Genomic DNA, 13,027 nt, shown 5'->3' on the forward strand with positions numbered 1-13,027 from the left:
CTGAGCGGGTTGTAGGGTAATGAGCATAACCCGCTCGACGGGAGGTTGCCGCTATTGGCTGAACGCGCCTTCAGAGAGGCGGGTTTCGATGGTGACCTCGGCGGTGGTCATCAGCTTGTGTACCGGGCAGCGATCGGCCACACGGTGCAGCTCGTCGCGCTGTTCGTCGGTGAGTACGCCCTTGAGCGTCAGCTTGACGTTGAGCCTGTATTTGCCCTTTTGCTCTTCGCTGGCGTCGTGGGTGACTTCCACGGTCACGCCGGTCAGGGGGATGTCTTTTTTCTGGGCATAGAGCTTGACGGTCAGCGCCTTGCACGATGCCAGCGCGGCGTCGAAGTAATCGTGGGGGGAGGGCGCCGAGTCGTCACCACCCAGGCTCTTGGGCAGGTCGGTAAACAGCTCGTGGTTATTGATATTGACGCTGTGGCGGAAGTTGTCGGCGTTCAGCGTATTGACGGTAACAGGCATGGCAAACCTCACGGGTTGGCAGAAGGAAGGTCATGCAGTTATAGAGCATGCTGGCACGGGGGTGTTCCACATTTTTTTGCCGGCTGAACCCCGGTACGACACGCAAGGTCTACCGGTATTCGCCCTTATCGAGGTTATACCGTGCCCTTGACCCGCTTGAGTCTCGCCCTGTTGCTCGCCGCCAACAGTCTTGCCGCGCAGACTCGCGACTATGCCTACAGCGATGCCCACCTGCATTACGTGGATTTCTTCCAGGAAACGGCGGGGATGGACACGTTGCTCAAGGCGATGGCAGAAAATCGCATCGAGCATGTCATGATTTCCGGCATTCCCGTCGCAAAGAAATGGCACGAAGACGAGCCCAAGCGCCCGCGCTACTACACCGGTGATGACGCGGATGCCTATTGGTACAGCGCCACGGACGTGATTGTTGCCGCAGCGGTAAATAAACTGACACCTGAACAGCGCCAGCACTTTCATCCATTTCTGTCCGGCTTCAACCCCAATGACAAGAATTCGGATGCCCATATCCAGCGCATGCTCGACCTCAACCCGGGGCTGTGGCAGGGCATCGGTGAAGTGTTTACCCGTCACGACGACCTTACCGCCCTCACATCGGGGGATACCCCGCGCGCCAACAACGAGGCCATGACGCGTATCTATCACCTGGCGGCGGAAAACGACTTGCCGGTGATGCTGCACTCCAACATCACCTCCAAGCGCGAGCGTAACCCGCTGTACCTCGCCGAAGTGGAAGAGCCGCTGCGCAACCACCCGCACACCCGCTTTATCTGGGCTCACGCCGGCACCAGCAAGGAAATTCACCGCCACCAGGTGCAAATGGACTTTTTGCTACCCACCTTGAACCGTATGCTCGAGGCTTACCCCAACCTGTATATCGACCTGTCCTGGAGCATGCTCACGCCGTACTTGCTGGATGATGGGGGCAAGCCTCGGCCGGAGTGGGTAACGCTGGTGGAGCGCTTCCCGGAGCGCTTTATGCTGGGTTCGGATGTCGTCGGGCGTTTCAACAAGCTGGGTGAGGAAATGCACCGCTTTGATGTCTTCCTTGATGCATTGCCTGAAGACGTTGCCCGCAAAGTGGCGAGGGACAACTTCCTGGCCATCCTGCCTAAACCTCGCGGCGATGAGGGTGCGCGTTGATATTGCGTTTTCGTCTCACGCAAATGCGGTTGCGGTCTCAAATCCCGTCGCCCATAAAAAAGCCCCGAACCAGTCGGGGCTTTTCATGTGATCAACCTGCGGGGCTCACTTACCCTGCCAGCGTTTCAGGACCAGGGTGGCGTTAGTGCCACCGAAGCCGAAGCTGTTGCTCATCACGGTGTCGACTTTGACGTTTTCAACCGTCTTGGTCAGGATCGGCATATCGGCGACGACCGGGTCGATCTCGTCGATGTTGGCCGAACCGGCCATGAAGTTGCCTTCCATCATCAGCAGGCAGTAGATCGCTTCGTGAACGCCGGCGGCGCCCAGGGAGTGACCCGACAGGCTCTTGGTGGAGCTGATTTTCGGAGCCTTGTCGCCGAATACCGCGCGTACACCTTCCATTTCCTTGGCGTCGCCGACCGGAGTCGAGGTGCCGTGGGTGTTCAGGTAGTCGATCGGGGTATCCACGGTGGACATGGCCATCTGCATGCAACGGATGGCGCCTTCACCGCTTGGCGCAACCATGTCGTAGCCATCGGAAGTGGCGCCGTAGCCGACGATTTCCGCGTAGATCTTGGCGCCACGGGCCAGGGCGTGCTCCAGCTCCTCGACCACCACCATGCCGCCACCGCCGGCGATGACGAAACCGTCACGCTTGGCATCGTAGGCGCGGGAGGCCTTTTCCGGGGTTTCGTTGTACTGGGTGGACAGGGCGCCCATGGCGTCGAACAGGAACGACTGGCTCCAATGTTCTTCTTCGCCGCCGCCGGCGAACACGATGTCCTGCTTGCCCAGTTGGATCTGCTCGACGGCGGTACCGATGCAGTGTGCACTGGTGGCGCATGCGGAGGAGATCGAGTAGTTCACGCCCTTGATCTGGAACGGCGTGGCCAGGCAGGCCGAAACGGTGCTGCCCATGGTCCGCGTGACACGGTACGGGCCAACGCGCTTCACGCCTTTTTCGCGCAGGATGTCCAGCGCTTCCATCTGGTTGAGGGTCGATGCGCCGCCGGAGCCGGCGATCAGGCCGGTGCGTACGTTCGATACCTGGTCTTCGCTCAGGCCGGAGTCGGCGATGGCGTCTTTCATGGCCAGGTAGGCATAGGCGGCAGCGTGGCCCACGAAGCGATAGATCTTGCGATCGATCAGTTCTTCGAGGGGCAGGTCGATGGAGCCGGAAACCTGGCTACGCAGACCCATTTCGGCATATTCCGGGTTGAAGCGGATGCCAGGGCGACTTGCACGCAGGTTAGCGGTGACGGTCTCTTTGTCATTGCCCAGGCAAGAAACGATGCCCAGACCAGTGATAACGACGCGGCGCATGCGGATAACCCTTAAAAGTTGTCAGTGGAAGTAAATACGCCGACCCGAAGGCCTTCGGCAGTATAGATCTCGCGACCGTCGACAGTCACCGAACCGTCGGCGATGGCCAGGTTCAGCTTGCCCTTGAGGACGCGCTTGATTTGAATGTTGTAGGTGACTTTCTTGGCGGTCGGCAGGACCTGGCCGAAGAACTTCACTTCGCCCGAACCCAGGGCGCGGCCACGGCCTGGCAGGCCTTGCCAGCCCAGGTAGAAGCCGACCAGTTGCCACATGGCGTCGAGGCCCAGGCAGCCAGGCATGACAGGGTCACCTTCGAAGTGACAGGCGAAGAACCACAGGTCCGGGGTGATATCCAGCTCGGCGACCAATTCACCTTTGCCGTACTTGCCACCCTCTTCGCTGATATGGGTGATGCGATCCACCATCAGCATGTTCGGGGCGGGCAGTTGCGCGTTACCTGGGCCGAACAGCTCACCGCGACTGCAGCGCAGCAGGTCTTCCCGAGTAAAGGCGTTTTGTTTGGTCATGCGAGCTCCTCAATAATCCCATGCGGCAGGGTAGGGCAAATCTTCCCGAACCGAATGAAGCGTTCATGCCTCATGTCGGCAGCCTACACATAGACTATTGCGTTGTAGTGAAAGTCACAGCGGCAAGGTACTGAATGTACACTTGTTCACTGAAATTTTAAACCGAGCCTGTTTATGGGCCCGTTCGGGTGCCTAAGACTGCCGCACTTTCGTCTTTCACGCCAGTCGGAGTTGGCTAGTGGCGCGCCGCTATTGCACCCAGCGCTGCAGGATTTGCTGCAGATCCGTGCGTTTGAACGGCTTGGCCAGGTAATCGTTCATTCCAGCCGCAAGGCAGGCTTCCCGGTCGCCCTGCAAGGCGTTGGCCGTCAGGGCGATGATCGGCAGGTCGGCGCAGCCGGGCAGTTGGCGAATCTGCCGGGTGGCTTCATAACCGTCGATCAAGGGCAGGCGACAATCCATCAGGATCGCGGTGAATATCAGGCTCTCGGCACTGCGGATCGCCTCGGCGCCATCGGTGGCCAGGCTGACTTCAAAGCCCAGGCTGCGCAGCATGGCTTCGACCACGGCGCGGTTGACCGGATTGTCCTCCACCAGCAACACATGGCGACCCTCGCCGGCGCTGTGCTTGCCCTCGGCATCCAGGGCGATCGACGGCTGGCTGTGGGGGTCGATGGCCAGCGGGATTTCCAGGGTAAACACCGAGCCACGGCCTTCTTCGCTCTGCGCGCGCAGCGTGCCACCCATGCGTTCGGCCAGGGTACGGGCGATGGGCAGCCCGAGACCGGTACCGCCGTAACGTCTTGAAATGGAACTGTCGGCCTGCTGGAACGCATCGAACATCAATTCCAGGCGCTCGGCGGAAATCCCGATGCCGCTGTCACGCACGGTGCAGGTGAACCACACCAACTCATGGTCGAGCACCTGCCAATGGGGCTCGACGCTGACGGTGCCGTATTCGGTGAACTTCAAGGCATTGCCGATCAGGTTCACCAGGATCTGGCGGATCCGCGTCGGATCGCCCTGTACCCGCAGTGCGTCCATGCCGGGCGGGATCGGCAGCTTGAGCGCCAGCCCGCGCTGCTGGGCGCTGTGCTGGAAGGCCTGGGCGCAACTGTTGATCAGGTCGGCCAGGTTGAAGGGGATATGTTCCAGCTCCAGGGCCGCGCGTTCGATGCGCGAGAAGTCGAGAATGTCGTTGATCACCTTGAGCAAATGCTCGGTGGATTCGGAGGCCAGCGCCGCGTATTCGGTCTGTTCCTCGGTCATGTCGGTGGTTTCCAGCAGTTGTAGCATGCCCAGTACACCGTTCATCGGCGTGCGCAGTTCGTGGCTCATCATGGCCAGGAAGTCTGACTTGGCGTTGTTGGCCCGTTCGGCCTCTTCGCGGGTCTGGATCAACTGGGCCATGGCCTGCTGTTGTTCGCGGCTGGCCTGGTTGAGGCCTTCGGCGAGGTTGTTGATATGCCGCGACAGGTCGCCCAGCTCCGAGTCATCCACAATCGGCAGCGGCGTCTTGTAGTCGCCCTGCTGGATGGCCTTGACCGCATTGCCCATGGCGCTGATCGGTTGCGACAGGCTCGCCGCCAGGCGCCGGGCGAGCAGGAACGTAAACAGCAGGGCGAACAGCGCGAGGATACCGGCCTTGAACAGGATCTCCTGCTGGCGCTGGCTGAAGGCGTCATTGGACATGCCGACGATCACCCGGCCCAGATAGTCCGCGCGGGGGGCCTTGGGTTCGTTAAGGTTGTCCTGGAAAAAGTCGTTGCCCAACTGGATATGCTGCAGGCGGATCGGCGCCTGGAACACTTTGACCGACAGCGCGCGGTCGTGTTTCTCCGCGGGTTGCTCGACGTACACCAGGATATTTTCGCTGCTGTCCTGAATCTCCAGGAAGCGCACATGGGGCGTGGCCAGCGTGGCGCGCAGCAGGCTGTCGAGCACATCGTTGTTGCCCGAGATCACCCCATATTCGGTGGCGGGTGCCAGTTGGTTGGCGATCAATTGGCCGGTGTGGTCCAGTTCCTGGCGCAGGTCCTGGATACGCACGAAGGTGAAGAAGCTGATCAACAGCAACGTCAGCAACAGCGCCGGGCCCAGGGTTATGAGCTGGGTGCGGGTATTGATGTCCCAACGACGACGCAAGGTCATGGGCGTTTTTCTCCTTCGGCCATTCGGGCGGCGACGCTGGCTTCGTCCACCTGTTCGATGCCCAGTGAGCGTGCGACCTGCGCGTTGCCCACGACTTTGAAGTGGTCGGGGTACAGCGCGCGTGGCCAAGCGGCCGGCGGCTGGTCGAGCAAACGATCGAGTACCGCCAGCCAATCGTCCTGGTCGCTGTAGGTGCTGGCGAGGCTGCCGGCGCGCACAAACCCTGCATTGGGCCCGAACAGCGGCAATTGCTGGGCGTAGCTGCTCAGCAGCAGGTTTTTAGCGGTCTTCGGGTTGTACAGCTGCGGGTCATCGAGGCCGAGCAGCACGTCGCTGTTCCTGAACAGGGTTTGCAGCGGGCGACTGTCGTTAGTGTTGTCCCAGCGCTGCGGCACGATCTCCAACTCCAGGGCCGCCGCGTGCTGGCGCAATTCGGGCAGCAGGAATTCACTGTCGGTGCCGTAGAGCACACCGATGCGCCGTGCCTGGGGCAGGACGCTGCTGATCAGGCGCAGCTGCCGCTCCAGCGGCGGGTCGCTCCACAACAGGCTGACCCGCGCGTGCCGTGAGGCCTCCGGGCGCTGATGGGCTTGTAGCCGACTGATGCGCAGTACCAGCGTCGGCGGCCCTTGGGTATCCCGCAGGCGCCAGTCGAGGCCGGGCAGGTCGAGCAGGATCAGGCGCGTGCCGGCGGGCAGGTGGCTGGGTGCCGGCAAGGCCGCAAGGGACGTGAAGGTGACGCGGTCTTCGGGGCGTTGCCGGGCCAGCGCCTGGGTAAAGGCCTGCACCCCGGCGCCGTCTTCGGCGGCGGTCAGCAGGATCTCGGCGCTCCACGCCGGTGCGCACAGCAACAGGCCGGCCAGCAGCCCGGCAAGTCGCCGCAACTTATAGATAAAGAAGAAGGTCATCCGTGACGAGTCGCCCATCTCAGAACTCCAGCTCCGCGCTGAAGTAGAGTACGTGACGATGGTCGTAAGTGTTGTCGGCCCAGGTGGTGGGCTGGTTATCGAGGCGTTGTTGCAACATGCCGGCCAGCTCCACGTTGGCTTTGCCCAGGGCAATGCGCTTGGCCACCCGCAGGTCGACCCGTTCGAAACGATATTGGTTGAGTGCGTCGTCGCCATAGTAGAACAGCGCGCTGGACCAACCTTGGCCCCATTCGCGCAACCAGCCGGCCGAGCCACTGTTACGCGCGGTCTGTGCTTTGTCCAGTGGGTTGCTGGTGGTGGCGTCGACATACGCGTAAGTCAGCCGCAGGCGGTCGGCGTTGCTCACGCGCCAGTCGAACTGGGACTCGGCGCCGGTGAAGCGTGAGCTGTTGGCGTTGCTGGCAATGTACTGGTTATTGCGCAGCGGCGAGCTGATCATGTCGGTGATTTCGTCGTAGAACACCTTCACGTCCATGTTCAGCCCGATGTCGGCAAAGAAGCCGTTGTAGCCCAGTTCCCGCGAGCGCATCAGTTCTTTGTCGAGGTTGCCCGGGCCCCGCGTCTTCACGAAGTACTGTCCGGAACTCTGCCCATAGGTCGGTGAGCTGAGGTTGGTGACGCGGTAGCTCCAGTTGACATTGTTCTCGAACATGTCCGGCGAACGGATGGCTTCCGAGTACACCGCGCGCAAGCCGTGGCGCGGGTTGATCAAATAGTTGACCGCCACCCTTGGCGTCAGCGAATGGCCGCTCAGGTGCGTGTCTTCGAACATGGCGCCGCCTTGCAGCAGCCAATGTTCACTGGCGCGCCATTCCAACTGGCCGAACAGGCGCCAGGTGGTGTCGTCCAGGGTGCCGTTGAAGTAGGTATCGGAGTCGGCGCGGTCGTAGCGGTAATTCATGCCGCTGACCAGGCGCAGGCTGTCGGACAGGCTGAGGGTGTCCTGGATTTCCACATCGTAGCGGCTTTCGCGGGTGCTCTGGTCGATGTCGCCGCATACGCTCTGGTTGGCGCCGTTGCGCCACTGGTCCAGTACCTGGTTGGCCAAGGCTTGTTCGGCGGCGCTGCCCGGTGGCGCGGTGCCCTGGCTGTAGGTGTCCATATGCCGGGCCAGCCGTTCGGCATAGTTGGGGTTGAGCTGCCACAACTGGGTCAGCTCGGGGCTGAACGAGACCTTGGCGTCACAGGCCTTCCAGATTTGCCGGCGGTCCCACTGCTGGGCCGAGCCTTGGATATACAGGCTGTGCTCTGGGTTGAAATCAAAGTTCCAGCGCAGGGAACCGGCGTAGTCCTTGGCCGTGACATCGGAATTGTCGCCGCCCTCGGTAATCCCGGCGAATACGGGGGTGTAGGTGTAAGGGCGCTGGTTGGTGCCTTCCTTGGCATTCAGTTGCCAGTCGATACTCTGTTGCGCGTTCAAGGTCTGGCTCACTGCCAGGCTGAAGCGGTTGAGGCGACGGCCGTCTCGGCGGTCGGCGCCAACGGCATCGCTGTCAAAGCCATCGTCCTGTTGCCCGGACAGCGACAGGCGCAGATCGCCGGTTTCCCAGCCCACGCCCTGGCTGGCATAAAAGTCATTGATACCGCGCTCACCGCGAATCACCTTCACCCGTGAGCCATGGCTGTTGGCCGGTGAGCGCGTGAGGATATTGACCACTGCCATCAAGGCATTCGCCCCGTAGCTGACGGTGTTGGGACCGCGGAAGACCTCGATGCGCTCGATGTCTTCCATCGCCACCGGAATGTCGCTCCAGTCCACCGTGGCCAGGCCGGCGCGGTACACCGAACGCCCGTCGATCAATACTTGCATGCGGCGCGCATCGCTGGCGCTGGTGCCGTGGTAGTTCACCGCCGCCTGGTTGCCGGTGGTGTAGCCGACCATCATCCCCGGCACCAGGCGCAGCAGCTCGCTGATATCCCTTGCGCCGCTGGCCTTGATCAACTCGCTGTCGATCACGGTCATGCTGCCCGGCACGGCGGCGGCCGATTGCTTGAGGCGCGTGGCGGTCAATACCTGCGGCAGCGGCTGGCTGTCGAGGAACAGGTCGTCAGCCAGCGCAGGTGCACTGCACAACAGCATAAGCAGTAGAGATGAACGGGAAGGAGGGCCCAAATACACGACATGGCCTTGATAGTGACGGATAGCCGTCCATGTTAACCGAGGCGAGGCTATTTGCCAGTCGCCGCCCTTGCAATTCCGTCCCACAGGCGTGGCATTTCCCGACAGGCCCACGATTTGATACGGGGGCTGGCCGCAAGCGGGTCGCCCCGTATAATGCCGCCATCGCCACTGGTATGGATTAACGGATTGCATATGACTGAACAGCGCCCTATTGCGGTCCTGGGAGGCGGAAGTTTTGGTACCGCCGTGGCTAACCTGCTGGCCGAGAACGGTCATGCGGTGCGCCAGTGGATGCGCGATCCCGAGCAGGCCGAGGCCATTCGCGTACACCGCGAAAACCCGCGTTACCTTAAAGGCATCAAGATTCATCCGGCGGTCGAGCCGGTCACCGACCTGTTGGCCACCCTGGCGGACTGCGACCTGTGCTTTGTTGCGCTGCCTTCCAGCGCCTTGCGCGCGGTGCTGGCGCCCCATGCCGAGCGCCTGGCGGGCAAGCTGCTGGTCAGCCTGACCAAGGGCATCGAGGCGCAGACCTTCAAGTTGATGAGCGAAATCCTCGCCGAGATCGCCCCCCAGGCGCGCATTGGCGTGCTGTCCGGGCCGAACCTGGCGCGGGAAGTCGCCGAGCACGCGCTGACCGCCACGGTGATCGCCAGCGAGGATGAGGCGTTGTGCGAGCGCGTCCAGGCGGTGCTGCATGGCCGGACCTTCCGCGTGTACGCCAGTGGCGACCGCTTTGGCGTGGAACTGGGCGGGGCGCTGAAAAACGTCTACGCGATCATCGCCGGCATGGCGGTGGCGCTGGGCATGGGCGAAAACACCAAGAGCATGCTGATTACCCGTGCCCTGGCGGAAATGACCCGCTTCGCGGTGAACCAGGGCGCCAACCCCATGACCTTCCTGGGCCTGGCCGGCGTGGGCGACTTGATCGTCACCTGCTCGTCGCCGAAAAGCCGCAACTACCAGGTGGGTTTCGCCCTGGGCCAGGGCCTGAGCCTGGAAGACGCGGTGACGCGCCTGGGTGAAGTGGCCGAAGGGGTCAACACCCTCAAGGTGCTCAAGGCCAAGGCCCAGGAAGTCGGCGTGTACATGCCGCTGGTCGCCGGGCTGCACGCGATCCTGTTTGAAGGGCGCACCTTGAACCAGGTCATCGAGTTGCTGATGCGGGCCGAGCCCAAAACCGACGTCGACTTTATTTCCACCAGTGGTTTCAACTGAGGAACGCGCCATGAACGATCCAAAAGCAGCCCCCAAGTACGAGTCCATTGTCCTGCGCATCCTGTGGATGCTGGTGTTTGCCCTGGTGTGGCAGGTGGCGCAGTTCCTGCTCGGCGCATTGGTGGTGGTGCAGTTGATCTACCGCCTGGTCTACAGCGCGCCGAACCTCGGCCTGATGAACTTCGGCGACAGCCTCAGCCAGTTTCTTGCCCAGATCGGCCGCTTTGGCAGCTTCCACACCGAGCAGAAGCCCTGGCCGTTCGCCGACTGGCCAACCCCGCGCGCTCCCGAGGGCGAAGCCGCCCACAGCGTGCCGCCGGCGCCGCACCCGGTGCGGGATGAGGAGCCGAAGCTATGAAGGTGTGGGTCTTGCGTCACGGTGAGGCCGAGGCGCATGCCCGCACGGATGCCGAGCGCAACCTCACCGAGCATGGCCGCGCCGAGGTGTTGCGCAGTGCTGCGCACCTGATCGGCCAGCCGCTCAGCGCGATCCTTGCCAGCCCGTACGTGCGGGCGCAGCAAACTGCACAGCTGGTGCGGGACGCGTTGGGTTTTGCGCCGGACATCCGCACGGTGCCTTGGCTCACGCCGGAGGGCAATCCGCTGGAGGTCCTGAGCAAGCTCGACAGTGATGACAACGTGCTGCTGGTCAGTCATCAGCCCCTGGTCGGCAGCTTGATCAGTTTTCTGCAGCATGGCCATCAGCGCCAGCCGCAGCCGATGTCCACCGCCAGCCTGGCAGAGCTTGAGGGCGACTTCCCGCTGGCGGGGTTGATGAGCCTGGTCAGCTTGAAGAATCCGTAGGCTACCGCCAGGCCACAGAGGATCGGGTCTTATGTCCGTCGCTTTTCGTTGGAGCGAGCGCAGCGAGGCAGTTGTGTGGCAGGATTAGGGCCGTAATAAAACCAATAAGGACAATTCCATGAGCTTGTGGCGCACCCAACCGAATATCGAGCAACTCAATGCCGGCCAGAAAAACACCATCGGTGAACTGCTGGACATCCGTTTTGAAAGCTTCGACGAGGAATCCCTCACCGCCAGCATGGTGGTCGACCACCGCACTCACCAGCCCTACGGCCTGCTGCATGGCGGTGCGTCGGTGGTTCTGGCCGAGAGCGTCGGCTCCGTGGCGGCCTATTTGTGCATCGACCCGAGCAAGTTCTATTGCGTGGGCCTGGAGGTCAACGCCAATCACCTGCGCGGTGTGCGCAGCGGGCGGGTGACGGCGGTGGCCAAGGCGATCCATATCGGCCGCACCACCCAGGTCTGGGACATTCGCCTGACCACCGATGACGGCAAGTGCAACTGTGTCTCACGGCTGACCATGGCCGTGGTGCCTTTGGGCGAAACCCCTCCGGCGCGATAGGTGTGGCGTGAGTGTCATCATTCCTGGCAGTTACAGTCATTGCTGTGGGGCTTGGGCCTGGTGACAATCAATCTCGGTTTTTGCAGATGGATCCGCTATGTCGCAGCACGTGTTTTTTGCCCACGCCAATGGCTTCCCCTCGGCCACCTACGGCAAGCTGTTTGCCGCCCTGGCCCCGGAGTATGCGGTGGCTCACTTGCCGCAACACGGTCACGACCCCAGGTTTCCAGTGGACGATAACTGGCAGAACCTGGTGGACGAGTTGATCCATCATCTGGAGCAGCAACCGCAGCCCGTCTGGGGCGTGGGCCACTCCCTGGGTGGCGTGCTGCATTTGCACGCGGCCCTGCGCTGCCCGCAGCTGTATCGCGGGGTAGTGATGCTCGATTCGCCGGTATTGACCCGCGCCGACCGTTGGGTGATCCGCGCCGCCAAGCGCTTCGGTTTTATCGACCGCCTCACGCCGGCCGGCCGTACCCTGGGCCGTCGTGAGGAATTCAGCGACCTGGACGCCGCGCGCAGCTACTTCGCCGGCAAGACCCTGTTCCGAGGCTTCGACCCGGAATGCTTCGACGCCTACCTGCAACACGGCCTGTACCAGGCGGGTGATCGCCTGCGCCTGCGTTTCGACCCGGCCACCGAAATCAGCATCTACCGGGGCGTGCCCCACACCAGTCCCGGCCAGGTGCGCCAATTGAAAGTGCCGCTGGCGGTGGTGCGCGGTCGCCAGAGCCGCGTGGTGATGCGTCACCACGCCAGCGGCGTCGACCGTCTGCCCATGGGCGAAATGCTCACCATGCCCGGCGGCCATATGTTTCCCCTCGAACGCCCCCAGGACACCGCGACCTTGATCAAGACCCTGTTCGCCCGCTGGGAAGCCCGGGAGCGCAGCTGCGCATGAGCACACCCGTCGAAGAGGTTCGCCTGAGCCTGCCGCACATTGAGTTGGCGGCCCATCTGTTTGGCTCCGAGGACGGTTTGCCGGTGATCGCCCTGCATGGCTGGCTGGACAATGCCAACAGCTTTGCACGCCTGGCGCCGAAGCTTGCGGGTTTGCGTATCGTGGCGCTGGACATGGCCGGCCATGGGCATTCGGCGCATCGTCCTACAGGTGCCGGTTATGCCTTGTGGGATTACGTCCACGACGTGCTGCACGTTGCCGAGCAACTGGGCTGGAAACGTTTTGCATTACTCGGCCACTCCCTCGGCGCCATCGTGTCCCTGGTGCTGGCCGGTGCCTTGCCGGAACGGGTGACGCACCTGGGTTTGATTGACGGCGTGATCCCGCCCACTGCCAGCGGTGAGAACGCCGCCGAGCGCCTGGGCATGGCCTTGCAGGCGCAATTGAATCTGCAGGATAAGCGCAAGCCGGTCTACACCACCCTCGACCGGGCGGTTGAGGCGCGTATGAAAGGTCTGGTCGCCGTGAGCCGTGAAGCCGCAGAACTGCTGGCCCAGCGCGGTTTGATGCCGGTGCCGGGCGGTTATACCTGGCGCTCGGACAGTCGCCTGACCCTGGCATCGCCGATGCGCCTGACCGATGAGCAGGCGATGGCTTTCGTGCGCCGCGTGGGTTGCCCTACGCAGTTGGTGGTCGCCGCCGATGGCATGTTGGCGAAACATCCCGAATTGCTTTCCCAGCTACCCTTTACGGTAACCACGTTGCCGGGTGGCCATCATTTACACCTGAATGATGAGCCTGGTGCGGTCCTTGTTGCAGACTGTTTCAATCGGTTCTTCTCCGCGCCTTGACTTG

At 62.4% G+C, this 13,027-nt stretch carries 13 protein-coding genes; 7 read left to right on the forward strand and 6 right to left on the reverse strand.

What is annotated here, in order from left to right:
• Positions 1 to 51: 51 nt before the first annotated feature.
• The gene (locus F6S08_RS05015) at positions 52 to 468 is read right to left on the reverse strand and encodes an OsmC family protein (protein WP_065924497.1); all 417 of its coding nucleotides are present in this window, start codon (positions 466 to 468) and stop codon (positions 52 to 54) included.
• 141 nt (positions 469 to 609) lie between these two features.
• Between F6S08_RS05015 and F6S08_RS05020 the strand changes: the two genes are divergently transcribed.
• Positions 610 to 1,632 carry an amidohydrolase family protein gene (locus tag F6S08_RS05020; protein ID WP_315871347.1) on the forward strand — a complete coding sequence of 341 codons (1,023 nt, stop codon included), beginning with the start codon at positions 610 to 612 and terminating at the stop codon, positions 1,630 to 1,632.
• A gap of 105 nt (positions 1,633 to 1,737) precedes the next feature.
• Here the strand turns inward: F6S08_RS05020 and fabB are convergent, their stop codons facing one another.
• The 5 genes from fabB to F6S08_RS05045 all read right to left on the reverse strand — a co-directional run bounded on the left by fabB (position 1,738) and on the right by F6S08_RS05045 (position 8,684).
• On the reverse strand, positions 1,738 to 2,958 hold the full coding sequence (gene fabB / locus F6S08_RS05025; RefSeq protein ID WP_074844724.1) for a beta-ketoacyl-ACP synthase I: 1,221 nt from the start codon (positions 2,956 to 2,958) through the stop codon (positions 1,738 to 1,740).
• 11 nt (positions 2,959 to 2,969) lie between these two features.
• Complete coding sequence (fabA, locus tag F6S08_RS05030; protein WP_003210552.1) at positions 2,970 to 3,485, reverse strand: 3-hydroxyacyl-[acyl-carrier-protein] dehydratase FabA; 516 nt, start codon at positions 3,483 to 3,485, stop codon at positions 2,970 to 2,972.
• Between the two features lie 249 nt (positions 3,486 to 3,734).
• Positions 3,735 to 5,636, reverse strand: a complete 1,902-nt coding sequence (locus F6S08_RS05035; RefSeq protein ID WP_137212855.1) for an ATP-binding protein — start codon at positions 5,634 to 5,636, stop codon at positions 3,735 to 3,737.
• On the reverse strand, positions 5,633 to 6,562 hold the full coding sequence (locus F6S08_RS05040) for an ABC transporter substrate-binding protein (protein ID WP_315871348.1): 930 nt from the start codon (positions 6,560 to 6,562) through the stop codon (positions 5,633 to 5,635). Before F6S08_RS05040 ends, F6S08_RS05035 begins: the two co-directional genes overlap by 4 nt.
• A gap of 1 nt (position 6,563) precedes the next feature.
• Complete coding sequence (locus F6S08_RS05045; protein WP_323146955.1) at positions 6,564 to 8,684, reverse strand: TonB-dependent receptor plug domain-containing protein; 2,121 nt, start codon at positions 8,682 to 8,684, stop codon at positions 6,564 to 6,566.
• A 195-nt stretch (positions 8,685 to 8,879) separates the two neighbouring features.
• On the opposite strand from F6S08_RS05045, the gene F6S08_RS05050 reads away from it, so the two are divergent.
• The 6 genes from F6S08_RS05050 (at position 8,880) to F6S08_RS05075 (ending at position 13,023) form a co-directional block, all read left to right on the forward strand.
• Complete coding sequence (locus F6S08_RS05050; RefSeq protein WP_065924502.1) at positions 8,880 to 9,905, forward strand: NAD(P)H-dependent glycerol-3-phosphate dehydrogenase; 1,026 nt, start codon at positions 8,880 to 8,882, stop codon at positions 9,903 to 9,905.
• A gap of 10 nt (positions 9,906 to 9,915) precedes the next feature.
• On the forward strand, positions 9,916 to 10,263 hold the full coding sequence (locus F6S08_RS05055; RefSeq protein WP_065939916.1) for a DUF4389 domain-containing protein: 348 nt from the start codon (positions 9,916 to 9,918) through the stop codon (positions 10,261 to 10,263).
• Positions 10,260 to 10,709, forward strand: a complete 450-nt coding sequence (gene sixA, locus F6S08_RS05060; protein WP_315871349.1) for a phosphohistidine phosphatase SixA — start codon at positions 10,260 to 10,262, stop codon at positions 10,707 to 10,709. The genes F6S08_RS05055 and sixA overlap by 4 nt, the downstream gene beginning before the upstream one ends.
• 118 nt (positions 10,710 to 10,827) lie before the next feature.
• Entirely contained in the window at positions 10,828 to 11,271 is a 444-nt protein-coding gene (locus F6S08_RS05065; protein ID WP_065924505.1) for a hotdog fold thioesterase, read from the forward strand.
• A gap of 97 nt (positions 11,272 to 11,368) precedes the next feature.
• Positions 11,369 to 12,172, forward strand: a complete 804-nt coding sequence (locus F6S08_RS05070; protein ID WP_027607078.1) for an alpha/beta fold hydrolase — start codon at positions 11,369 to 11,371, stop codon at positions 12,170 to 12,172.
• Complete coding sequence (locus F6S08_RS05075; RefSeq protein ID WP_315871350.1) at positions 12,169 to 13,023, forward strand: alpha/beta hydrolase; 855 nt, start codon at positions 12,169 to 12,171, stop codon at positions 13,021 to 13,023. Before F6S08_RS05070 ends, F6S08_RS05075 begins: the two co-directional genes overlap by 4 nt.
• Positions 13,024 to 13,027 lie beyond the last annotated feature (4 nt).

Source organism: Pseudomonas sp. JV449 (genome assembly GCF_032424295.1).
Classification (GTDB): domain Bacteria; phylum Pseudomonadota; class Gammaproteobacteria; order Pseudomonadales; family Pseudomonadaceae; genus Aquipseudomonas; species Aquipseudomonas marginalis.